A 21,964-nucleotide genomic window follows, 5' to 3' on the forward strand; every position below is an offset into this window, starting at 1 on the left:
TGTTTAAATAAAGTATAAAATAAGAAATGCTGTATAGGTTCATTTAAGCACTACAAAAAGCCATTGTCCGGTTGCGTAGCCTGCTTTAAATATGGCGATAGCGCTATACACTATTGAAATACCCACCAAAACCTTAAACATTTTTGATTGAATAAATTCTTCTTGTTTTTTCATAGTTGTAATCGTTTTTTGTTACATGATTTCTCACTCAAAACTACCAATGGTTTACAAAAATACTTTGTCAAATTCTGCTAATTTTCAGAATTTATCGATGAATCAGCCGGATCATTCTTTGGAATTATTTTTTCTTACTGAGGTTGGAAGGTGAAAAACCGAAATATTTTTTGAATGCCTTACTGAAGGTATGTATATCAGCAAACCCCGATTCAGTGGCAGCTATGGAAACCGAGAGTCTGTCCTGTTTTAAGATGTTCAAACCATATTCCAGACGTTTCCGGATCATATACTGATTGGGCGACAAACCAAAAGCTATCTTGAAGAGTCTGAAAAAATGGTATTCCGACATGCAGGCCTCCTTTGCAATGACATTGATTGATAGAGGTAGTGCAAAATAAGAATCAATAAACTCACGGCCGCGGTGCAATCTTCTGTATAAATCCTTTTTAGTAGCAAGTTTAAGGCTTGGGATAGCCTGCAATTGTCTGAAAACCGGAATCTGGTCTTCGATTATTTTTTCTGAAATTGTATAGAAAAACTCGTTCGATATATTTTCCTCAGCCACCTCTCCCTCACACACTTTTGCGGTCAGGTATCTCAGGTATTTTCCCAGATGCGTTTGTGTATCCTGATATTCGCTCTCAAAAAAATGATTCGAAACCAGAAATTGTCCCAGTTCACCATCGCTGAAAGCAGTATCGGGTCGTCGTTGGCTGGCAATTGCTTCGGCAATCAGATGCGGATACACATTAATACATATTCCCTTCACATTCCTGTGGTCTTCTATTTCTACACTTCCCTCGCAGGTATCGTTTGTAAGTAGGTATCTCCCGGCTTCAATCGGATAACTCTTACCATTCAATTGATATCTTTCTACTCCCTCCACTACATATTTAATGGCAAACCCTTCCGATTTAACAGGTTGGTAAAACTGACTCAAAGACGAAAAAATCAACGAATTTTCATTTATCCGCATCACATCAAATGTATTCCTTTGTTCGTTGAATAACTGAATCATGAGTTCCCTTTAAATAATTTCCAAAGAAACAATGATTTCAGTCGATTGTAAGTCAGTTTTTGATAAATGGCTATTATTGTAGAGGAATGACAAGCGGGTGTACTCTATGCATGCTATCATTTTCACAAAATGAATACAGTGATTATTCAAACAAAGGATTTTTTATTGAATATTTGCTGACTTAAGTCAGCATTGGCAATGAAACCATTGTTAAAATAGCCGGTGAATTTATTCACTGACTCTCAAATGGTACCTCAATGCAATACACGCCGGCAATAATATTTGTATCCACTATTGCAAATATTATGCAAGCATACTATTTTTGCTTTATGCCACCGCATAGCTGTGGTGCTTAACACTAAAACTATGGCAGATACTATTGAATATAAAGTGCCAACCATGGCAGAAATGGCAGCAAACGGGCAAGAACCCGAAGTGCTCTTCTGGGTGGGGTGTGCCGGTTCGTTTGACGACCGCTACAAGAAAGTAACCATTGCTTTTGTCAAGATTCTCAATAAAATCGGAGTCAATTTTGCTGTATTAGGCACGGAAGAAAGTTGCACCGGCGACCCAGCTCGCAGGGCCGGAAATGAATTTACTTTCCAGATGCTTGCTCAGCAGAATATTCAGGTACTTAACGGCTACGGAGTCAAAAAAATAGTAACTGCCTGTCCGCATTGTTTCAATACACTAAAAAACGAATATCCTGAACTAGGCGGCACGTATGAGGTAATACATCATTCCCAATACCTGCAACAGTTAATCAACGATGGCCGTGTGAAAATTGAAGGCGGTGGTACATTCAAGGGCCAGCGGATTACTTTCCACGATTCGTGCTATCTGGGTCGGGCGAATGAAGTTTATGAAGCTCCCCGCCAGCTACTGGCAACCCTCGATGCCGATCTGGTAGAAATGAAACGCTGCCGTACCAACGGCCTGTGCTGTGGCGCCGGAGGCGGCCAGATGTTCAAAGAACCCGAAAAAGGCTTTAAAGATATTAACGTAGAACGCATTGAAGAAGCACTGGCAACCGGAGCCAAAACCATTGCAGTAGCTTGTCCGTTTTGTATGGTGATGATGTCTGACGGCGTGAAAAACAAAGAAAAAGAACATGAAGTGAAAGTGTATGACCTGGCTGAATTGCTGCTTCAGACGCTTTAAGGCTTCTACATTTGTTGTTTCATACAAAGAACTTTTACAGGCAGATTGAATGTTTACTTAACAGAATAAAAACCTGTAGTATGTATATTTCTTTTGAACAAGTCCCTCAAAGTGCACGTATCTGGATATACCAGGCCAATCGTACACTAAGCAATACCGAAGTTTCTGTCATTGAAACCACACTAAAACCTGCAGTAACCAAATGGGCAGCGCATGGAACGGCGCTGTTAGCCTCTGTAAAAGTATTCTTTAATCGTTTCGTGGTCATTGCTCTTGATGAAAACCAGTACGAGGCCAGTGGCTGTTCAATAGATGCATCTACGCGTTGGTTTAAAGAACTGGGTGCCGAATTGAATGTAGACTTTTTCGACCGCTCGCAAACTTATTGGGAGAACGATGAGATTAAAAGCTTTTCAATATTTCAGCCCAAAAAGGCAGTAGAAAACAGACAGATTACTACAAATACAATCGTTTTTGTTAATAATAACAATATTCATACACTTGCTGACTTATCAACTAAATGGCAGGTAAAAGCTTCAGACAGTTATCTGAAAAGATTTTTCAACCATTCAGAGGCTTTATCTCAATAAAACTCCACAGCAATTCACATGGAATTAGGTATCAGTACATTCGGAGAAGTAAACCCCGATGGTGTAGCAGGTAAGGCAATTAATGCCCGTGAACGCATGCAGGAATTAATTGCAGAGGGCAAACTGGCCGACGAAGTCGGTCTGGATGTATTTGCAGTAGGCGAGCATCATCGCCCTGATTTTATTATTTCAGCACCCGAAGTAGCACTAGCTGCCATTGCCGCAGTCACCAAAAATATACGTCTGTCAAGTTCAGTAACTGTTTTAAGTTCTGCCGACCCTGTACGGACATTTCAGAACTTTTCAACACTCGACCTCATTTCTAACGGCAGGGCAGAGATTCTGGCCGGTCGGGGTTCATTTACAGAGTCTTTTCCCTTGTTTGGTTACGATTTGCAGGATTACAACGAGTTGTTTGTAGAAAAACTCGAATTACTCGCTAAAATCAACCAGTCGGAAATTATTAGCTGGAAAGGAAAATTCAGAGCGCCTATTCATAAACTGGGCGTTTATCCAAGGCCAATTCAGGAGTCATTACCTATCTGGCTCGCAGTTGGTGGTACTCCGGCATCGGCTATCAGAGCCGGTAAAATGAATCTGCCCATGACACTGGCCATTTTGGGTGGCAGACCCAGCCAGTATGTACCTTTCGTGAATCTGTACAAGCAGTCGTTCAAAGAGGCCGGGCATGAACCGTCTACTTTTCAATTGGGTATCAACTCACAGTTTTATATTGCCGATACCTCTCAACAGGCAGAAGACGAGTTCTGGCCGTCTTACGAAAAACTGATGAACCGGGTAGGCAAAGAACGCGGTTGGTCGCCCATTACGCGTGAACATTTTGAACTCTTGTGTTTGCCGGATGGCCCCTTGTTTGTAGGTAGCCCGCAGCAGGTAATCGACAAAATTCTCTATCAGTCAGAGCTTTTCGGGCATACACGTTTTCTGGCGCAAATGGTGAAGGGAGATATTCCACACACCAAAATCCTGAAAGCCATTGAATTGTTTGGTACAGTAGTAGCCCCTGAGGTGAAAAAAACTTTGAAAGGCTGAGATAGACAACCGCATTTTTAAGGAAAAATAAATTTATGGCCGAGAACTTATATATACCACAGACAGCCTCACGAAAGGAAATTTATGACAGCCTGTTGCCACAGGTAGAAGGGCTAATTAGCACTGAAACCAATACCATTGCCAATCTGGCCAATATAGCCGCCGTTCTGAAAGAGGCTTTCGGTTTCTTTTGGGTAGGGTTCTATATCACAAAAGAAAACCAGTTGGTGCTGGGTCCATTTCAGGGGCCAATTGCCTGTACACGCATCAATTTCGATAAAGGAGTATGCGGATACTGTTATAGCACAAAAGAAACGGTAATTGTACCCAATGTAGATGAGTTCCCCGGGCATATTGCCTGCAGCTCAGCTTCGAAATCAGAGATTGTCGTACCGGTTTTTGATCACAGCGGCAATGTGCTAATGGTGCTGGACGTAGACAGTGATCAACTGAATGATTTTTCGGAAGTTGACAAAGAAGGCCTGGAAAAAATGATGCAACTATTGGAAAAGACTTTAACGGTTTGATATGAACACGCTGTTTCCCATATTTCTGAAACTTGAGCACCTGCATACATTGATTGTGGGGGGCGGGAATGTCGGTTTAGAAAAACTGGAAGCCGTGTTAAGAAATTCACCTCAGGCAAAAATCACACTGGTTGCCCCCGAAATCAGAGATGAAATCAGAGACATGACACAAAGCCACGATTTGACCCTGATTTTTGAAAAATATGATAGTAAATACCTGGACGGCATTGATATTGTAATTGCAGGAACTGACGACAAAGCTGTAAATCAACAGATACAAACAGATTGCAAGGCAAGGAAAATTCTGGTAAATATAGCTGATACGCCCGACCTCTGTGATTTTTACCTGAGCTCGGTCGTTCAAAAAGATGATTTAAAAATAGCCATTTCAACCAATGGCAAATCGCCGACTTTTGCCAAGCGATTCAGGGAAATGCTGGAAGATATCCTACCGGATAATCTACAGGAAACCCTCGATAACCTGCAGGCTATCAGAAACAAACTAAAGGGTGATTTTCAGGAAAAAGTACAGAAACTGAACGAGATTACTAAGGTGATGCGCAACCAATAAAAAATGCGGATGATAACTCATCCGCATTTTTTATTGATGTTACGCCACCGCCAATGTATTCTTCCGCTCCCCTATCTGTTGTCTCCACATGGCGTAGTATAAACCTTTTTCGGCCAGCAGTTCTTCATGCTTGCCTACTTCAATAATCCGGCCTTGTTCCAATACAAATATTTTGTCGGCATGCATTACTGTGCTTAGCCGGTGGGCAATCATTACCGTAATATAATCGCCTTGTGCTGTCACATTCTTTACAGTATTGGTAATTTCCTCTTCGGTCAATGAATCTAATGCAGATGTAGCCTCATCAAAAACAAAAATCTTAGGATTTCTCAATAGTGCTCTCGCAATTGAAAGTCGCTGCTTCTCTCCACCGGAAATTTTAATCCCTCCCTCTCCTATTACCGTATCAATACCATTGTCTGCACGCGTCAGCAATGTCTGGCAAGCGGCTTTGTTCAGCACCTCCATAATCTCCTCATCAGTGGCATTCGGATGGGCAAAAAGCAGGTTTTCTTTAATTGTTCCTGAAAACAATTGGGTATCCTGCGTTACAAAACCAATCTGTGACCGAAGCTCTTCGATATTGATTCTGTCAGACGCCAGTTTATTGTAATGAATCACCCCACTTGACGGATTATATAAACCAACCAGCAGTTTTACTAAGGTAGTTTTACCCGAACCTGACGGTCCCACAAAGGCAACTGTCTGGCCTTCGTTTACCTCAAAAGTTACCTGATCTAATGCATTCGTATGAGCAGTAAGGTGTTTAAAACTGACATTGTCAAACTGCAGGTGTCTCATGGTTCCCAAATGCGTAGGGAATTCTGGTGTTACTTCAATAGGCTTTTTCAGCAATTTATCAAAATTGTTCAATGATGCTTCCGCTTCCCGGTACGCAATAATCACGTTACCGATTTCCTGCATTGGCCCGAACACAAAAAACGAATAGAACTGTAAGCTCAGCAATTGTCCTACCGTCATCTGCTCTCTGAAAATCAGAAACAACAGAATAAACAGAATACACTGGCGCAGAAAGTTAACGAACGTACCCTGTATAAAACTGATACTACGCACACCTCTTACCTTTTTCAGTTCCAGTTGTAAAATCTTGAATGTATTCTGGTTCAATCGTTTAATTTCCTGTGCCGTTAGCCCTAAGCTTTTAATTAACTCAATGTTCCTGAGCGATTCAGTAGTAGTACCTGCCAGTGCGGTGGTTTCTTTCACAATAACTCCTTGAATCTCCTTAATTTTTCTGCTCAGCACCCTTGTAAGAGCCGCCAATGCAAACGCACCTATAAAATAAATAGCGATCAACCATGAATTGACACTTAATGAATAGACTGTCAGGAAGACAATACCTACCAATGAGGTAAAAGCCACATTGATAAATGACGTAATAAATTTTTCGGAATCTGTACGTACTTTCTGTAGTATTGATAAGGTTTCACCGCTTCGCTGGTCTTCAAATTGCTGATAAGGTAGCTTTAAGGTGTGTCTCAACCCATCAGTAAATACATTAGCACCCAGTTTCTGAATAATCATATTCACCACATAGTCCTGCAATGTTTTGGCAATGCGGCTCACCATTGCCACACCTACTATCGCCAATAGCATCCATAGTACTCCTTTCATAAACTCAGGCTCGGTAAAATCTTTAGCCCGGTTGGCGTACTTATCAATGAGTTTTCCGAAAATATAGGGGTCGAGCAGTGAGAATGTCTGGTTAATGGCCGCTAAAGCCAACGCCATCACAACCTGCCAACAGTAGCGGCTTAAATAATGTAAAAGAAGTTTCATCAGATGTTTCTTTGGATATGTCGTAGGTTATATAGCAATCAACAAACTGATTCCGTAAATAATTCCAAGCATTTGAGGTCTCACTAAATCAATTTTCACCCATTTTTTTCGTAGAAATAACCGTTCTTACAAACCTGCTTGGTTTATCCCGATTTTTCAGAAACCTTTGCTGTACAAAACTAAACCGAAATATGACACCCATCAGTACCCATGCTTTTATCAGAAAAGTAAAGGATATTACCATCAGCAGTACTCTTGCGCTCGCTGTATTAGGTAGTAGTTTTACGATTCAGAGTTGTAATAATGATTCTGAAAGTGACTATGAATATGAGCAGGTAGAGGTGTATACCAAAGGTGTGAAGACCTATATTACTGAGACATCTGCGGGTGAATTTAAAATTACTGACGAGGTAGAAGTACTCGTTGACAGCTCTAAAGCCATTGTTACCTATCTGGATGGCAGGAAAGAAACGCTTTCACCGAGAGCTGTAAAAGCTCTGATTGATAATGAAGTGCATACAAATCCTAATCACATAGGTCAAAGTAATAATCTTTCCAACGCGCTGCTGTATGGTGGAATGGGTTATCTGCTGGCTAAGACCATGAGCCCGAACTACGTTCAATACAGACCTGATGTAAACACATCTAATGGAGTTGCGCATAGCTCAAGGTCAGGAAGAGACAGTTCTTCTCGTCGCAGGCATGGGTATTTCGGCGGGCATCTGATGCGGTACTATGCTACTACGGCCGCGTTTCAGAAATCAAGCCAGATTCATCAGACCATCAATCACTCACGTACTACTATGGCAAGACCGGCTGGTGGAAGAACCGGATTCTTTCATAGTTCACGCCATAGCAGCCATCACTCATAAGCTCAATTATTTAAATCTGACACATGAAACTTAAAAAATTACTGACACCTCCTCAAACCTCGCTTCGCAATGCGGGTTGGGACTGGATGTTAGGTGAAGATACATTGCCCTACATTACTGACGATACTGTGGTAGTAACCGAACAGGAAGCTGAAGCATACTATAAGGCGACCAATGATCTCTATGAATTATACATTGAAGCCGCCCAGCACGTAATTGATAATAACCGTCTGGATGAATTAGGTATACCTGAAAACCTGCATCGATTAGTTAAATATTCGTGGGATGCCGATAAACATTGGCACCTTTACGGGCGGTTCGACCTGAGCGGAGGACTGGATGGCCAACCCATTAAATTGATTGAATTCAATGCAGATACGGCCACCTGTATTCCGGAAACGGCCATTGTACAATGGGCCTCTCTCAAAGCAAATAGCCTTGATGAAAGCAGTCAGTTCAATACTTTATATGAAAATCTGGTAGAGAATTTCCGGCAGTTGCAGATAGAAAACCCGGGCTTTGAGCCTACACTGCTTATTTCAACCATGAAAGGCTATCCGGAAGACGACACCAATATGCAGGTATTGGGCGAAGCAGCCAAAGAAGCCGGTTTTGAAGTAGCGTTTGAATACATAGATGGGGTAGAGTTTTCGGCCATTGAGGGCATTTACAAACAGAATCCGGAAGACGGTAGTTTTACGAAGTATGACTACTGGTTTAAACTTGTTCCCTGGGAATACATCGGCTGGGATGAACCCGAACTGACCGATATACTGACCGAAATAGTGATCAACCGGAAGGCGGTTATCCTGAATCCGGCCTATACATTATTGTTTCAGTCGAAAGGTATTCTAAAAGTTTTATGGGAGTTGTACCCTGACCACCCTTTACTGCTCCAGACTGCGTCTAAAGCTATTGAAGGCAAAGCCAGCGTTGAAAAGGTTTTATTCGGGCGTGAGGGAGCGAATGTAAGGATTATAGCTGCCGACGGCGACTCGCTGGCACATAAAGACGGTGAATACTTTGAACAGAATACGGTCTTTCAGGAATACACAGAATTTCTGAAAGATGATGCAGGGAACTACTATCAGGCAGGCGTATTCTTTGCAGGTGAAGCCTGTGGCCTGGGCTACCGTAAAGGCGGGAAAATCATAGACAACACCGCCCAGTTTTGCGGACATATTATCGAGTAATTTCTTATAAAGATTCCTGATTGGGCTCTTCTTCTCCTTTAAACAATAAAGAGGGAGAAGAAGCGCATTTTTTTGGCATTTTACCTATATTTATACTCTGAATTTACTTATACACTATGAAACTTCTTTCACCCGGCAAAAACCTCACTGCTTCATTCTTATTCTTGTTTGTCTCTTTATATACTTTCGGGCAACCGGCCAATCGGGTAATTTCTTTCTTCCCTACCGATACCAGGCTGTTCGGTAATGTTCCCTATGCCAAAGACACGCTGCAGAAGCATTTATTAGATGTATACATTCCGGCCAATGCCAAACCCGGCATGCCACTGGTAGTGTGGGTACATGGCGGAGGATGGATGCAGAACGACAAATATGCCGACATGAGCTACATGAAAAAGACAATTGCTGCCATACTCAACAATGGCTTTGCACTTGCTTCAATTGATTACCGGCACAGTACACAGGCTGTTTTTCCGGCACAGATACAAGACTGTAATCAGGCACTTGAATTTCTTTACCAAAATGCGGGTAAATATGGGTATGATAAAAATAAAATTGCGCTGATGGGTTTTTCGGCAGGTGGGCATCTGGCTTCGTTGCTGGCCTTATCGCATAATAATCAGATATCTTCGTTTGTTGCCGCTGGTACTAAGAAATCATTTAAAGTAGCTGCCGTGGTAGATTTTTACGGACCGGCAGATTTCCTGGCCATGACAAAACCGGAACAAGCCAACGGTGCCATAGATCCGGTCAGCATTTTATTAGGCGCCTCACCTATCGACAGGCCGGATTTAGCACGTATAGCCAGCCCGGCTACTTATGTTGATAAAAATGACCCGCCGTTTCTGATTATTCATGGCGAAAAAGATGCCTCTGTTCCGCAGAACCAATCAAAGTTACTCAGCTCCTGGCTGACACTGGCGCACGTAAAAAACGAGTTGATTATTGTTAAAAATGCCCCACATTACGGTGAAATGTTCGACGAACCCTATACAAAAGACAAGATTATAGCGTTTCTGAAAACTGAACTCAAATACTAATCCGTTCCGGCAATTCGTTCAACCGATACTTATTAGCTATATTAATCAAAAAAACTTTTTCTTTGTTTGGAAGAACACAAAACTAAAATGGTAAGCAGAAATAAGTGGTTTCTTGGTATTGTTGTTTTAGTGCTTGCTGCAGGTAGTATCTGGTATTATCTCAGATTACCGGAAGTTCCGAAGGAAATTGAGGGGATTGCCGAATATGATTCGCTTGCTCCACAGACCACTTATAAAAAAGTACCGCTTAAGCCATTTAAGCATGTGGTAGTGAATTGCGACCTCGGCCCTGTAAAGGTGTACATTGAGGCTGACCGGAAATCATTCATCGAAATGCACAGAACATTTATGAAATATGTGGAAATGAATTATAAAGGAGATACGCTCATTATTCATACCCTGAAAACGCCCAGATCGTCAGAAGGCAACCCTATCGAGCGTCAGATTTATCTGCATACACCTGATATACAGTCTTACTGGGGTGAGGTTACACAGACATTCTTTTCGAACTTTGTTACTAATTCTCTGATAGTACACAACCGAAGCAGTTATATTCGTTTTATAGGCTGCGAAATTGAGAACCTCACGCTCACAACCAACAAGGCCTGTAATTTTGTGCTTGACCACAGCAGTTTTTTCAACAAAATTGATGCACGGATAAACTCTTCAAGTGCCCTGACCTGCCTGGCTCGTGTGCAAACAGAATTAAGACTCGCAACCATTAATTTGAAGTATATCACGCTCAGTGAACAGAATGCCTCTAAAGTAAGGATCGTGAAAGCCAATAAATAAGTCTTTAGATATTGGTTTCAATATGCATTAGCTCCTTTAAACTTTTACAGAAAAAACAATAAGCCTGAATACTTTCTGAATAAATTGACACTCTATGTCCAATCCGCTCCAACCCATTTGTTATGTTATAAATAACATTTAACAATCAGTAAACGCTTGAAAAATATGGACGAATACCTTTTGATTTTCAGACACGAAGATGGCAGCAAAGTGGCCTCACCAGAACAAATGCAAATCTGGATGAAACAGACTATGGACTGGATTGGCGGCATTGCCGCTCAGAACAAGTTTGTAGGTGGCAATGGCCTGCCGCATGACCACGCCAAAGTAGTGCATTACAACAATGTAGTAACCAACGGCCCGTTTGGCGACATCAAAGAAACTCTCGGTGGATACATCATCGTAAAGGCCGAATCAATTGATGAAGCCGTAGCATTTGCCAAAGGCTCACCTATCTTGCAAGGAGAAGGCAATACGATTGAGGTGAGAAAAATTGCTAAAGGAGATGGTGTTCATTAAAGCTTAGTCTGCCCCCACTGACGGTGGGGGTATCTTTTAACCATGCAACAGCAGGAGCTCATACCCCATTTGTTCAGAACCGAATTCCGGAAGATAACGGCTGTGTTATCCAAACTGATGGGTATTGAGCACATTGAAACCGCCGAAGACATCGCCGGTGATACCTTCCTGCTCGCTTTTGAAACCTGGCCTTATAAGGGTATTCCTCCGAATCCGACGGCCTGGTTGTATGCAGTTGCCAAAAACAAGGCAAAGAACTACATCGTCCGTAATCAGATATTCAATGATAAAGTAACCGCACAGGTTTCATCTGAAACACCGGAAGCCACTGAAATAGAAATTGACTTATCAGATAAAAACATCAGCGACAGCCAGCTGCAGATGCTCTTTGCTATCTGCCATCCGACTATCGCGGTTGAATCTCAGATAGGTCTTGCGCTTCGTATCCTTTGCGGTTTTGGCATAGACGAAATTGCCACGGCATTTCTGACCAACAAAGAAACTATCAACAAGCGGTTGTTCAGAGCCAAAGAGAAATTACGAATCGAAAAAGTAAGCATTGCGTTTCCTTCTGAGGCAGAAATATCCAAACGCCTGGAAGCCGTTTTACGCACACTTTACCTGCTTTTTAACGAAGGCTATTACTCCGAAAGTCAGGACTCCATACTCCGTAATGACCTGTGTCTGGAAGCCATGCGGCTCACTTATCTGCTTCTTGACAATAAGATGACCAATAAGCCGGAAGTAAGCGCATTATTGTCGTTAATGTGCTTTCATGCTTCGCGGTTTGAGGCACGAAAAAATGCCAATGGGGAGATTGTCTTGTATCAGGATCAGAATGAAAATCTCTGGAACAAAGACCTGATCGAGAAAGGTGCTTATTACCTGCATGGCGCATCGCAGGGAGACCGGTTATCCAGATATCATCTGGAAGCAGGTATTGCCTATTGGCACACCATCAAGGCCGATACTCCGGAAAAGTGGGAGAATATACTAAGGCTTTATAACCAGTTACTGGTACTCGAGTATTCCCCCATAGCAGCATTGAACCGAACCTTTGCTTTTTCAAAAGTTTACGGAAAAGCAAAAGCCATTACCGAAGCCGAAAAATTGAATCTGCCCGACAACCAATACTACTTTGCACTGCTGGGCGAGTTATATAAAGACATCGATACTTCAAAAGCAAGAAATCATTTTGAAAGAGCCTGCCAACTGGCCAGAACACAAGCTGATAAACAGGTGCTTCAAAAGCAGATTGATATCTTAAAGAAGGGGCCCAATTAGATTTGATTATACTATAAAACGAAAGACCCTCCTGCGCTTGCAAAAGGGTCTTCAATCGAATAATATCTTGTATTACATCTTTTCTACTTGTACGTATCCTAATTCTACAGGTGTGCTGCGGCCGAAAATCTTCACGCTCACACTTAGTTTCTTCTTGTCTTCGTTGATTTCTTCCACAGTACCGTCGAAACCACTGAAAGGTCCGTCGATAACTTTCACATTTTCGCCTTTGGTAAAGGTCAATGTCGGTGAAATCACCTCGCCGATTACTTCTTCCTGTACACCCAGAATACGATTGATTTCTGACTGACGGAGAGGCTCCGGAGTCATAGAAGTACCGTTGTTGCGGCCAAGAAAACCGATAACACCCGGCATACTCTTAATCATGTGCAATACCTCACCGTTGTTCAGGTCGGCATTCACCAGAATATAGCCCGGAAAAAAGCTTTTCTCACGTACACGTTTTTTACCGTTACGTACCTCAGTTATTTTTTCTGACGGGATTAAAATTGTAGGAACCAAATCACTTAATTTGCGACGAATGGCTTCATTCTCGATGTAGGATTTTATCTTTTTCTCCTGCCCCGAAACTGCTCTTACAACATACCAATTGATTTCGCTCATATCGCTAGCAAAAATTTAAGGTTTTAGACTGATTGGTAAAATAAACGGAGACCGTTTTCAATCAAAAAATCAATAACACCCACTACCAAAGCAAAAATAATAGACGCTACCAATACAAGCGTTGCACTCGATTGTAGTTCGGTCCACTTTGGCCAGGTTACTTCTTTGGTTACTTCTTCCCAAGAGTTCTTAAAAAATTCTACCATAAAATTTTTATGTTCTTTTATACTTGCACGGGCACCAGGATTCGAACCCAGACCAAAGGTTTTGGAGACCCTCGTACTACCCTTATACTATGCCCGTGTATACTACCAAAATATCCTTTGGGGTTGCAAAGATAGATAGTTTTTTCATTCTTCACAAATCTGACAATAAAATAAACTAATATTCTTTGGTAATATTTTTATTCGTTATCCCGAAAATCGAAGGTAAATCCTACCCGATTTTCACAATATGGTTTTTCTTACCTTTGCCTATCAACAGGTATTTACCCTGCAGCAATTGCAGTGCAGACAAAGCCAGTTTTTCGTCCGTAATCTTCTCTTTGTTGATACTCACTCCATTGCCCTGAATGGCTCTACGGGCTTCACCTTTAGAGGCATACACCTCATTACGGGTAACTACCGATATTAAGTCCAGCACATTGGTGCAACTCTCCCACTCTTCTCTGCTGATTTCCGTTTGGGGTACTCCTTCAAAAACGCTCGTAAAGGTGTTTTCATCCAGGCTTTGCAAGGTTTCCAATGTAGCTTTACCAAACAATACTTCTGATGCCTTCACCGCCAGTTCGTATTGTTCTTCACCATGTACACGTATCGTTACATCTTTACCCAATGCTTTCTGTGCAATTCTTAAATGAGGTGCTTCGGCATGCTGGTTTTCAATTTCTTCAATTTCAACTTTTGAGTATAAAGTAAATACTCTCAGCAAACGTGTCACGTCGGCATCCTGCTGATTAAGCCAGAACTGGTAAAAAGCATAGGGAGAGGTCATGCTTGCATCCAGCCACACATTACCACCTTCCGACTTACCGAATTTCGTTCCGTCAGCTTTGGTAACTAGCGGTGTAGTCAATGCAAAAGCCTGATAAACCAGCCCTTCTTCGCTGTTATCCTCGCCTGTTATGGCCGATTCTTTCCTTCTGATTAGCTCCGTACCGGTAGTGATGTTTCCCCACTGATCAGAGCCACCCATCTGAATACGAACTCCCTTATTTTTATACAACCAATAGTAATCATACCCTTGTAGCAACTGGTACGAAAACTCGGTGAACGAAATACCTGTTTGCAAACGGTTCTTCACGGAGTCTTTCGACATCATGTAATTAACAGTCAGATATTTGCCTACTTCGCGCAGAAACTGCAAAAAGCCTATTTCCTTAAACCAGTCGTAATTATTTACTATCTCGGCCGAATTATTACCACAATCGAAATCAAGGAACTTCGATAACTGCGCCTTAATAGCATCCTGATTTTCTTTCAAAGTTTCTTCTGACAGAAACTGACGCTCAGCCGACTTACCTGAGGGGTCGCCCACCATACCGGTTGCTCCGCCAACCAACGCATAAGGTTTATGGCCTGCCAACTGAAAATGTTTCAACAACATGACAGTGGCCAGATTACCGATATGCAACGACTTGGCCGTCGGGTCAAACCCGATGTATCCGGCGGTCATTTCTTTGTTCAGTTGCTCTTCTGTACCCGGCATGGCATCTTGTAACATACCACGCCAGCGTAATTCTTCAATAAAATTCATACTCAGCCGATTCGTCGGCACGCCTGCATCTTACAGGAAAAATGGAATGTATATTTAATAAGTGTGCCACGCTTTGGGGGCGTGGCACTAATCTCTTGCAAACTTACAAACGATTTAACAAAACATCGTTACTAATATTTATTTCTTTTTTTTGCGATCGCCGTGTTTTCTCCACCAGTTAAAATAATCACTGAAATTGTAGGTGGCCGATATCTGCAGCGTTCTGTTCTGGAAGTCGAGCGGAATCGGCGCTTTTCCTGTCGGCGTATACGTTTTGTTCGTAGTATTCGACAAACCGTGTACATAACGGATATTGATGCTGAACAGATGGGCTATATCAAGCATGTCAATTCTTACACCTCCCACCACATTCAGGTCGTGCTGGTTGTAAGGCCCGCGGCTGGCGCCAGCATTCAACGCATAGCCGTATTCAGGGCCGGCCACTATCGATATATTTCTGGCCACTTCATACCCGAACAAAAGAGGCACACTCACGTAACGGTACTGGTTACGCAAAATAGTATTACCTGTTTCGGCAAAGTTGGTAGACGCCTTAAAGCTGCCACCCCTTACCTGATAGTATAATTCAGGCTGAATGCTGAACTTTTTCAAATTGACACGATAGAACAAACCCGCGTTGTAATCATTTCTGTATTTCGGGATAATATTGCTTGGGTTGTCTATAATGGCGGTCTTCGAAATACCTGCTCCAATTTTAAAACCATATTGACTGAGTGGCCTTATTTGCGCTGACGACAGCAAACTAACAAAAAGAAGCAGAGTTGTTAAAACCCCGAAAAAAGTATTTTTTGACTGGAATAATTGTTTCATCAGCGATTATAAAAAGATATTTTAGAATAGTGGTTTTTAACCATAACGAATTTCGACTGGCAAAATTACGGAATCAATAGCGAAGAATCACCATAACTCAGAAAACGAAAGTTATTTTCAAGAGCAAAATCATAAATTTTTCGCCAATTATCCCCCACCAGTGCCGCTACAAGCAAAATTAAGGTGGAATCGGGCTGATGAAAATTAGTGATAATACCTTTACAGATTCTGAATTTATAACCGGGAAAGATGAAAATCTCGGTTTCTCCAATCAGTTGGGTTATGCCTTCCGACTCCATGTAGGCAAGAACCGCCCGCAACGAAGCCTCAACACTTACGCCTTCCTGCCACTGATACGGAAACAGTTTCTCTATAAAAAAAGTCTCTTCTCCCTGTGTCAGTTTTACGCCATACCAGTACAAACTTTCCAGCGACCGCATGGAGGTTGTTCCAACCGGAATCACACAGCCCTGCTGTCTCAGCAGATTCTCAATAAAGGCTTTATCGAAAACAATCTGTTCTGAATGCATCTGGTGTTCAACTACATTCTTCACCTTTATCGGTTGGAATGTCCCGGCTCCTACATGCAGAGTAATGAAGTCGTATTCAATATCATTGGTTACTAAATCAAACAGTATTTTTTCGGTAAAATGCAGTCCGGCTGTTGGCGCAGCCACCGCACCGTCGTTTTTAGAATAAACCGTCTGATAGGTGTCGTAATCTTTCTCTTCCGTCTGCCGGTTCAGATAAGGTGGCAACGGAATTTGTCCGAAGTACTTCACAATCTCGGCGAATGTCAACTCAGAATTATTCCAGGTGAATTGTATGTGGTTCTTTTCATTGTCAATCAATTCAGCCGTTAACTCCAGATCATCTGTAGTATGAATGCTGTATTTACCCACCAATGTGCCTTTGAGCCTTTTCTTATTGCCAATCATGCAGGCCCAGGTACAGGTTTGTCTGGTTTCCATCACCTGCGATATAACCACAGAAGGCGCTACCGGATTGAGCAGAAATATTTCGATCAAAGCACCGCTTGCCTTCTGAAAAAACAACCGGGCGGGAATCACCTTTGTATTATTAAAAACCAGAAAAGCTTCCTGTGGCAAATGTCCCGTCAGGTTATAGAACCGGTCTTCGCCGATCGCAGACTGCTTGTAGACTAATAACTTAGACACATCCCGGGGTTCAACCGGAAATCGGGCAATCCGCTCATCGGGCAGATGATACGTGTATTTTTCTAAATCCAGATTTATCATACGCTCTGAACCTATCCGATAAACTTATTCGTTCGTCTTTGGATTAGAATAAAGTAATTTAACAGGAAGATAAAAAATTACCAAAAGCAGAATTACCGCACCTGCCAGCACAAACCAATCATAATTAATATCCATTTTCTGGTCTTCAGCGCGATTAACACGGCTCACGGCTATCATAAAAAACACCATATAAGTGTTCACAATAGCAATGAAAACATCAAACCAGGTATTCAGTAATCTTTTCAGTGAATCAGAATCCCTGGCCCATGCGCTCGCAGGCGCAAGCCGGGCAAAATTCAGTTTCTGCACCTGTGCTTTCAGCAGACCCAATAAAAAATTGAATACGATAATGATACCAAACGCGACATAAAAGAAATCCTGCTTGCTGATAAAATCATCAGGTCTTCCGGAAGAAGTATGATGAACGGCCACGTCGTCAGGCAAGGTAAAATAGCAGATAACCAATGTAATAGCTAAGAATGGCATAGATACTTTACGCCATAAGTTGAAAAATATATTCGATATTGACATCAGAGGGTAGTTTTCGGTTTACAGGCTACTCTGTAAATCACTTTCAAAACAAATGCATCGCGTAGCACGACTGATTTTTGAGGCAAAGGTACGTCAGAGAATTAGATTTTTCTCAAAAAAACTTTTTTCATTCAGTACTGTTATATATTTGGTAAACTTTTCTGACCGGGGGCATTCATGCGATTTTATCTGCTTTTCATAGCTTTGTTTGTTCAGGCCTGTAAGCCGGATACACCACCCAAAGACCTCGACAGGGCCTTTTACTACTGGAAATCTTCTTTTAAACTTAGCTCTGCCGACAAACAGATATTAGATACCTGCCATATAAATAAACTGTATATCAAAGCCTTTGATGTTGATTGGGATTCTAAAAGTGCCCGGCCCCTACTGAAAGCGCCTGTACGCTTTGAAGAATCCCCCCCTGAAACGCTCTCGTTGGTGCCGGTGATTTTCATTACAAACGAAACACTGAAACAAACACCGCCGGATAGCCTTGAAAACTTATCCGGTTTCATTCAGAATCAATTACTGAAAATCTGGCGCGGTATGCCTTATGATGAAATTCAATTTGATTGCGACTGGACCATCAGTACCCGGCAGAAATATTTCCGGTTACTCGAGTTATTCCGGCAATACAGCCGGGAGAAAACCCTCTCTGCAACCATCAGGCTGCACCAGATCAAATTTGCACATAAAACGGGCATTCCTCCTGTTGACAGAGGTATGCTGATGTTCTACAACATGTCTGACTGGAAGAAACCCCACATACAGAACTCTATCTATAATCTGGATGCTGCTTCTCAATATACTGCCACACTAAACAAATACCCACTACCCCTCGATACCGTTTTCCCCTTATTCAGATGGGCCATATTTTATCGCAGTAACCGGTTCATGACCGTTATTAATAAGCTGGATGAGGCCACCCTAAACCTGCAGAAGTTCTTAAGAAAAGAAGACAACAAATATTATGTAACCCATGATGCCGAAGCTTTTGGTATTTCTTTACGTAAGGGAGACATGATCAGGGTAGAAGAAGTTAAATATGAAGACCTACTGAAAGGTTCAAAGGCCGTAAGTAGGCAAATCCCGGCACAAAAACTTACATTTGCATTCTATTATTTAGATTCAGACATTACATCATACTACAGCCATGAACAGCTCAGCCAGCTCTTTCTTTCGTTTGAGTTACCGGACTAAATCGATTGTCATTTTGTTCCTGATGGCCTGTGGGCCACAGCCTTTCGATTACGACGAATTCAAAAGTTTTTTCCTACCTGAAAGCGTCATGAATGAGGCTCAATTTCATAGCTATCATTTTACACCTCAGTTTTTGTACGACGATGCCTATTGGGGTGACGAAGTGAAGGTTGATGTTGCTGAAGTTGAAAACACAAAGGCGTGGTCGACCTATTCAGGTGTTGACGAAAGCATCATTACTGATGAGTTGTATCCCGGAGAAGAACGCAGAAATGCCACAAGCCTTGCCACCATTTTGAAACAAAAAGGTAAGGCAGAAGCAGTAGAATATCTGGAACTGGCAAAAAACATTGCAGCAGCCGATGCCGACAATTCAGATCAGGCTATACCCAAACCAGACTATGACTCCTGGCTGACATTGATTAAAACCAGATACGCACAAAGCAGTGATGCTTTTATAAAAGAACGGCTGGCGTATCAGGCTGTAAAAGTGGCCGATATGGCAGGCAAACCGCAGCAAAGTATTGAGTTTTATAAAGAACTGGTATCTCCGCTTGCACAGAAAACTTTTATCAGCGACTGGGCACGTGCCCGTATGGCCGGAGCTTATGTGCATGCCGGAGACTCAACACAGGCTTATTATCATTTTTCGCAGCTTTTTGTGAATGCTCCTACACGCCGGAAAGAATCCTATATCAGTCTGAGAACCTATCTGCCGAAACTAAAGGATGATGCGCTGAAGCTTTGCCAAACCGATTCTGAGAAAGCCAATGTTCATGCAGCCACTGCCGTGCTGCCGTTTCAGGATGCACTGCCTATGTTGGAACGTATCCGCGAACTGGATGTCAACAATCCTTTGCTTGAATTGGTAATGGCGCGTGAGATTAATAAAAACGAAGAGTTTTTCTTCAATAGCTGGGAGACCATGAAGTATTCTTACTGGAGTCTGGATTCGCTAAAGAAGACAACGCTTAAGAAAGAATCCCCGGCTTATTTTAATAAACTGCTGAAATTCTCGCTTGAATCAGCCGAGAATTCGGTTTTGAGCAAGTCTCCTTTCTGGTACACAGCGGCAGCTTATCTCACTTTTATTACTAAAGACTACCAAAAGACCGGAGAATTACTGCAAAAAGCAAAGGCAATACCAACAAGCATAAAAGGGGTGCAAGATCAAATAGCCCTACAGGAAATGTTGATGATAGTAAACGAATCAGAAACTGTTACTCCTGAAATGGAAACCAGAATTATACCCTTTCTGGAAAGGTTTTCAGGTTCAGCTAATTTCCGTGTTGCTAATAATTTCAATGCCGCCTGCAGAATTCTGGCAGCTAAATACAAAGGCCAGCCGATTGCAGATGAGTTTGCCGAAGGAGTTGAAACAAGGCCTGCCGTAAATAGTACTTCAGCCAAAAAAAGTAAACCTTTGGGTTGGTTTGCCGGTTGTTTCGGATCAAAAACAGATGCCCAGTTAAAAACATCTCCCGAAAGCACAGCAAAGGCTTTTCTGATTTCTTTGCTCACCTCGTCTCAATTAGGTTATTCCAGAGAAACAGAAGAGCGAACCGGAACAGCCTATTTCATGAGTAATGCAGACCAGTATGCTATTGAAGACTCTACGTCTTCAACCACTATCAATCACACGCTTGATTATTTTGCCAAGCGTAATGCTACAGATTTTGACACACGTTTAATAAAGCTGACAGGCCTGAATAATGATTATCTGTATACTATTCTGGGAAGAAGAGCACTGGCAGAACACCAATACGCCCAGGCAGCCGCAGCGTGGAAACATATTTCTCCGGCTGTGTGGCAAGATGAACCCTTCAAAACGTATCTGGATGTGAATCCTTTTCATCTGGACGGACAGGGAGATGCTAGCCCTAAGCAGAAAGTGACGCCACTGTCTTTTGCGTTCCGTATGGCAGAATTACAGGAAAAAGTCAATAAGAACCCGGGCGATTATCAAAGCTGGTTGCTACTGGGCTGCGGCAGCTATAATATGGGGTATTACGGCAATAGCTGGATTCTGCAACGACGAAGCTGGAGTGGTGGCGAACAAAAGAACGAACGGGATGATTATTATACCTCAACAAAGGCGTTATCTTATTTCGATAAAGCCATGAATGTAGCACCGAATCAGGAAGCGGCGGCTAAAGCCTGTTATCTGGCAGCCACTTGTCAGAAAATACGGTATGAGCTGGCTTATAATGCGCTTCATGATGGACTTTACCTACTGCCAGATACAGAACGCACCAAAAGAGAAGCCGAAATCAATAACATCCTGAACAATCTGAGAACAGATAAATATGCGGTTTATTTCAATCTGCTGAAAACGAAATATAAAAACACAGATTACGAAAGCGAATTAATTAATGAATGCAGTACTTATAAGGATTTTCTGACAGGCAAATGAAAATATATACCAAAACAGGCGATAAAGGCACCACCGCACTTGTAGGTGGGCGCAGAGTAAGTAAAGGGGCCTTAAAAATTGAATCTTACGGCACAGTAGATGAACTGAACTCATGGATTGGACTGATACGGGATCAACCCGTCAATGAGTCGCGGCGTGATTTGTTGAAGGAAATTCAGGACAGACTTTTCACCATTGGCGCCGACCTGGCTTCAGAACCTGAAGAAGTAAGAAAGAAACCCGTGCCAAGTCTGTTTGAAGGAGATATTTCCTTACTGGAAAACGAAATGGACAAAATGGATGCCGGGCTCCCACCCTTGCGTGCCTTTGTTTTGCCGGGCGGGCATCAGTCGGTTTCTTATGCACATCTGGGCCGCACCGTTTGTCGCAGAGCCGAGCGGCTGGTAATTCGTCTGTCGGAAGAGGAAGAAGTAAACCCGATGGTTGTGAAGTACCTCAATCGCTTGTCCGATTATCTCTTTGTATTGTCACGCAAAATGACTCAGGAGCTGGGCAGCGAAGAAATCACCTGGAAACCCAGAATGTAGTAAAACTTCATGAGGTCATCCTGATTAAAATTTGTATTTTTTCGGGATATCGTCTTTTCGCTCTACTTCTATATCGTATAACCAAAGGCAGAAAACCTCACGCTTTCTAGCCTATACCATGCATTTTTTAATGTTTGCTCAAAAATGCTGTCGTATTCCAAAAAAGCACTAATTTTGCACTTTCTTTTTTACAACCATAAGCTATG

The 21,964-nt window shown here is 42.3% G+C and carries 23 protein-coding genes and 1 tRNA gene; 14 read left to right on the plus strand and 10 right to left on the minus strand.

Annotated elements, in window-relative coordinates; translation table 11 throughout:
* Positions 1-39 precede the first annotated feature (39 nt).
* Together AC1RRY_RS10940 and AC1RRY_RS10945 are read right to left on the minus strand one after the other, a co-directional pair.
* On the minus strand, positions 40-174 hold the full coding sequence (locus AC1RRY_RS10940; RefSeq protein WP_492820915.1) for a hypothetical protein: 135 nt from the start codon (positions 172-174) through the stop codon (positions 40-42).
* Between the two features lie 124 nt (positions 175-298).
* Positions 299-1,195: a helix-turn-helix transcriptional regulator gene (locus AC1RRY_RS10945; RefSeq protein ID WP_492820913.1), complete on the minus strand. Its 897-nt coding sequence runs from the start codon at positions 1,193-1,195 to the stop codon at positions 299-301.
* Positions 1,196-1,561: 366 nt separating this feature from the next.
* Here AC1RRY_RS10945 and AC1RRY_RS10950 point away from each other — a divergent pair, with 366 nt between their 5' ends.
* The 5 genes from AC1RRY_RS10950 (at position 1,562) to AC1RRY_RS10970 (ending at position 5,097) form a co-directional block, all read left to right on the plus strand.
* Entirely contained in the window at positions 1,562-2,356 is a 795-nt protein-coding gene (locus AC1RRY_RS10950) for a (Fe-S)-binding protein (protein ID WP_492820911.1), read from the plus strand.
* Between the two features lie 80 nt (positions 2,357-2,436).
* Positions 2,437-2,946: a hypothetical protein gene (locus AC1RRY_RS10955; RefSeq protein WP_492820909.1), complete on the plus strand. Its 510-nt coding sequence runs from the start codon at positions 2,437-2,439 to the stop codon at positions 2,944-2,946.
* A gap of 18 nt (positions 2,947-2,964) precedes the next feature.
* Entirely contained in the window at positions 2,965-3,999 is a 1,035-nt protein-coding gene (locus AC1RRY_RS10960) for an Atu2307/SP_0267 family LLM class monooxygenase (RefSeq protein ID WP_492820907.1), read from the plus strand.
* Between the two features lie 35 nt (positions 4,000-4,034).
* The gene (locus AC1RRY_RS10965; RefSeq protein WP_492820905.1) at positions 4,035-4,526 is read left to right on the plus strand and encodes a GAF domain-containing protein; all 492 of its coding nucleotides are present in this window, start codon (positions 4,035-4,037) and stop codon (positions 4,524-4,526) included.
* Position 4,527: 1 nt separating this feature from the next.
* Complete coding sequence (locus tag AC1RRY_RS10970) at positions 4,528-5,097, plus strand: precorrin-2 dehydrogenase/sirohydrochlorin ferrochelatase family protein (protein WP_492820903.1); 570 nt, start codon at positions 4,528-4,530, stop codon at positions 5,095-5,097.
* Positions 5,098-5,136: 39 nt separating this feature from the next.
* Here the strand turns inward: AC1RRY_RS10970 and AC1RRY_RS10975 are convergent, their stop codons facing one another.
* Positions 5,137-6,897 carry an ABC transporter ATP-binding protein gene (locus AC1RRY_RS10975; protein WP_492820901.1) on the minus strand — a complete coding sequence of 587 codons (1,761 nt, stop codon included), beginning with the start codon at positions 6,895-6,897 and terminating at the stop codon, positions 5,137-5,139.
* A gap of 191 nt (positions 6,898-7,088) precedes the next feature.
* Between AC1RRY_RS10975 and AC1RRY_RS10980 the strand changes: the two genes are divergently transcribed.
* The 6 genes from AC1RRY_RS10980 to AC1RRY_RS11005 all read left to right on the plus strand — a co-directional run bounded on the left by AC1RRY_RS10980 (position 7,089) and on the right by AC1RRY_RS11005 (position 12,597).
* Positions 7,089-7,769: a Cj0371 family chemotaxis-regulating polar lipoprotein gene (locus tag AC1RRY_RS10980; RefSeq protein WP_492820899.1), complete on the plus strand. Its 681-nt coding sequence runs from the start codon at positions 7,089-7,091 to the stop codon at positions 7,767-7,769.
* Between the two features lie 23 nt (positions 7,770-7,792).
* Positions 7,793-8,962 (plus strand): glutathionylspermidine synthase family protein, encoded by a 1,170-nt coding sequence (locus tag AC1RRY_RS10985; RefSeq protein WP_492820897.1) that lies wholly within the window; start codon positions 7,793-7,795, stop codon positions 8,960-8,962.
* A 116-nt stretch (positions 8,963-9,078) separates the two neighbouring features.
* Positions 9,079-10,002, plus strand: a complete 924-nt coding sequence (locus AC1RRY_RS10990) for an alpha/beta hydrolase fold domain-containing protein (RefSeq protein ID WP_492820895.1) — start codon at positions 9,079-9,081, stop codon at positions 10,000-10,002.
* Between the two features lie 66 nt (positions 10,003-10,068).
* Positions 10,069-10,794: a hypothetical protein gene (locus tag AC1RRY_RS10995; protein ID WP_492820893.1), complete on the plus strand. Its 726-nt coding sequence runs from the start codon at positions 10,069-10,071 to the stop codon at positions 10,792-10,794.
* A gap of 165 nt (positions 10,795-10,959) precedes the next feature.
* Positions 10,960-11,313 (plus strand): YciI family protein, encoded by a 354-nt coding sequence (locus AC1RRY_RS11000; protein WP_492820891.1) that lies wholly within the window; start codon positions 10,960-10,962, stop codon positions 11,311-11,313.
* 42 nt (positions 11,314-11,355) lie between these two features.
* Positions 11,356-12,597 carry an RNA polymerase sigma factor gene (locus AC1RRY_RS11005; RefSeq protein ID WP_492820889.1) on the plus strand — a complete coding sequence of 414 codons (1,242 nt, stop codon included), beginning with the start codon at positions 11,356-11,358 and terminating at the stop codon, positions 12,595-12,597.
* Positions 12,598-12,669: 72 nt separating this feature from the next.
* Here the strand turns inward: AC1RRY_RS11005 and nusG are convergent, their stop codons facing one another.
* From nusG to AC1RRY_RS11040, 7 genes are all read right to left on the minus strand, one after another.
* The gene (gene nusG / locus AC1RRY_RS11010; protein ID WP_492820887.1) at positions 12,670-13,221 is read right to left on the minus strand and encodes a transcription termination/antitermination protein NusG; all 552 of its coding nucleotides are present in this window, start codon (positions 13,219-13,221) and stop codon (positions 12,670-12,672) included.
* Between the two features lie 23 nt (positions 13,222-13,244).
* Entirely contained in the window at positions 13,245-13,427 is a 183-nt protein-coding gene (gene secE, locus AC1RRY_RS11015) for a preprotein translocase subunit SecE (protein WP_492820885.1), read from the minus strand.
* 26 nt (positions 13,428-13,453) lie between these two features.
* Positions 13,454-13,524 (minus strand) — tRNA-Trp (locus AC1RRY_RS11020).
* Positions 13,525-13,656: 132 nt separating this feature from the next.
* Positions 13,657-14,976 (minus strand): tyrosine--tRNA ligase, encoded by a 1,320-nt coding sequence (gene tyrS / locus AC1RRY_RS11025; RefSeq protein WP_492820883.1) that lies wholly within the window; start codon positions 14,974-14,976, stop codon positions 13,657-13,659.
* 138 nt (positions 14,977-15,114) lie between these two features.
* The gene (locus AC1RRY_RS11030) at positions 15,115-15,807 is read right to left on the minus strand and encodes a porin family protein (protein ID WP_492820881.1); all 693 of its coding nucleotides are present in this window, start codon (positions 15,805-15,807) and stop codon (positions 15,115-15,117) included.
* 65 nt (positions 15,808-15,872) lie between these two features.
* Entirely contained in the window at positions 15,873-17,066 is a 1,194-nt protein-coding gene (locus AC1RRY_RS11035; RefSeq protein WP_492820879.1) for an S-adenosylmethionine:tRNA ribosyltransferase-isomerase, read from the minus strand.
* Positions 17,067-17,090: 24 nt separating this feature from the next.
* Entirely contained in the window at positions 17,091-17,597 is a 507-nt protein-coding gene (locus AC1RRY_RS11040; protein ID WP_492820877.1) for a hypothetical protein, read from the minus strand.
* Between the two features lie 177 nt (positions 17,598-17,774).
* On the opposite strand from AC1RRY_RS11040, the gene AC1RRY_RS11045 reads away from it, so the two are divergent.
* From AC1RRY_RS11045 to AC1RRY_RS11055, 3 genes are read left to right on the plus strand one after another with little or no spacing between them, the layout of a single operon-like run.
* Positions 17,775-18,797, plus strand: a complete 1,023-nt coding sequence (locus AC1RRY_RS11045; protein WP_492820875.1) for a hypothetical protein — start codon at positions 17,775-17,777, stop codon at positions 18,795-18,797.
* Entirely contained in the window at positions 18,751-21,210 is a 2,460-nt protein-coding gene (locus AC1RRY_RS11050; protein WP_492820873.1) for a hypothetical protein, read from the plus strand. The genes AC1RRY_RS11045 and AC1RRY_RS11050 overlap by 47 nt, the downstream gene beginning before the upstream one ends.
* Positions 21,207-21,758: a cob(I)yrinic acid a,c-diamide adenosyltransferase gene (locus AC1RRY_RS11055; protein ID WP_492820871.1), complete on the plus strand. Its 552-nt coding sequence runs from the start codon at positions 21,207-21,209 to the stop codon at positions 21,756-21,758. The genes AC1RRY_RS11050 and AC1RRY_RS11055 overlap by 4 nt, the downstream gene beginning before the upstream one ends.
* Positions 21,759-21,964: the final 206 nt, after the last annotated feature.

It is taken from the genome of Emticicia sp. GW821-FHT11C11, assembly GCF_058808615.1.

What these genes read in the sequence shown, in the direction of transcription:
- AC1RRY_RS10940 (WP_492820915.1), bottom strand. Translation starts at nt 174, where the DNA reads ATGAAAAAACAAGAAGAATTTATTCAATCAAAAATGTTTAAGGTTTTG.
- AC1RRY_RS10945 (WP_492820913.1), bottom strand. Translation starts at nt 1,195, where the DNA reads ATGATTCAGTTATTCAACGAACAAAGGAATACATTTGATGTGATGCGG.
- AC1RRY_RS10950 (WP_492820911.1), top strand. Translation starts at nt 1,562, where the DNA reads ATGGCAGATACTATTGAATATAAAGTGCCAACCATGGCAGAAATGGCA.
- AC1RRY_RS10955 (WP_492820909.1), top strand. Translation starts at nt 2,437, where the DNA reads ATGTATATTTCTTTTGAACAAGTCCCTCAAAGTGCACGTATCTGGATA.
- AC1RRY_RS10960 (WP_492820907.1), top strand. Translation starts at nt 2,965, where the DNA reads ATGGAATTAGGTATCAGTACATTCGGAGAAGTAAACCCCGATGGTGTA.
- AC1RRY_RS10965 (WP_492820905.1), top strand. Translation starts at nt 4,035, where the DNA reads ATGGCCGAGAACTTATATATACCACAGACAGCCTCACGAAAGGAAATT.
- AC1RRY_RS10970 (WP_492820903.1), top strand. Translation starts at nt 4,528, where the DNA reads ATGAACACGCTGTTTCCCATATTTCTGAAACTTGAGCACCTGCATACA.
- AC1RRY_RS10975 (WP_492820901.1), bottom strand. Translation starts at nt 6,897, where the DNA reads ATGAAACTTCTTTTACATTATTTAAGCCGCTACTGTTGGCAGGTTGTG.
- AC1RRY_RS10980 (WP_492820899.1), top strand. Translation starts at nt 7,089, where the DNA reads ATGACACCCATCAGTACCCATGCTTTTATCAGAAAAGTAAAGGATATT.
- AC1RRY_RS10985 (WP_492820897.1), top strand. Translation starts at nt 7,793, where the DNA reads ATGAAACTTAAAAAATTACTGACACCTCCTCAAACCTCGCTTCGCAAT.
- AC1RRY_RS10990 (WP_492820895.1), top strand. Translation starts at nt 9,079, where the DNA reads ATGAAACTTCTTTCACCCGGCAAAAACCTCACTGCTTCATTCTTATTC.
- AC1RRY_RS11000 (WP_492820891.1), top strand. Translation starts at nt 10,960, where the DNA reads ATGGACGAATACCTTTTGATTTTCAGACACGAAGATGGCAGCAAAGTG.
- AC1RRY_RS11005 (WP_492820889.1), top strand. Translation starts at nt 11,356, where the DNA reads ATGCAACAGCAGGAGCTCATACCCCATTTGTTCAGAACCGAATTCCGG.
- nusG (WP_492820887.1), bottom strand. Translation starts at nt 13,221, where the DNA reads ATGAGCGAAATCAATTGGTATGTTGTAAGAGCAGTTTCGGGGCAGGAG.
- secE (WP_492820885.1), bottom strand. Translation starts at nt 13,427, where the DNA reads ATGGTAGAATTTTTTAAGAACTCTTGGGAAGAAGTAACCAAAGAAGTA.
- tyrS (WP_492820883.1), bottom strand. Translation starts at nt 14,976, where the DNA reads ATGAATTTTATTGAAGAATTACGCTGGCGTGGTATGTTACAAGATGCC.
- AC1RRY_RS11030 (WP_492820881.1), bottom strand. Translation starts at nt 15,807, where the DNA reads ATGAAACAATTATTCCAGTCAAAAAATACTTTTTTCGGGGTTTTAACA.
- AC1RRY_RS11035 (WP_492820879.1), bottom strand. Translation starts at nt 17,066, where the DNA reads ATGATAAATCTGGATTTAGAAAAATACACGTATCATCTGCCCGATGAG.
- AC1RRY_RS11040 (WP_492820877.1), bottom strand. Translation starts at nt 17,597, where the DNA reads ATGTCAATATCGAATATATTTTTCAACTTATGGCGTAAAGTATCTATG.
- AC1RRY_RS11045 (WP_492820875.1), top strand. Translation starts at nt 17,775, where the DNA reads ATGCGATTTTATCTGCTTTTCATAGCTTTGTTTGTTCAGGCCTGTAAG.
- AC1RRY_RS11050 (WP_492820873.1), top strand. Translation starts at nt 18,751, where the DNA reads ATGAACAGCTCAGCCAGCTCTTTCTTTCGTTTGAGTTACCGGACTAAA.
- AC1RRY_RS11055 (WP_492820871.1), top strand. Translation starts at nt 21,207, where the DNA reads ATGAAAATATATACCAAAACAGGCGATAAAGGCACCACCGCACTTGTA.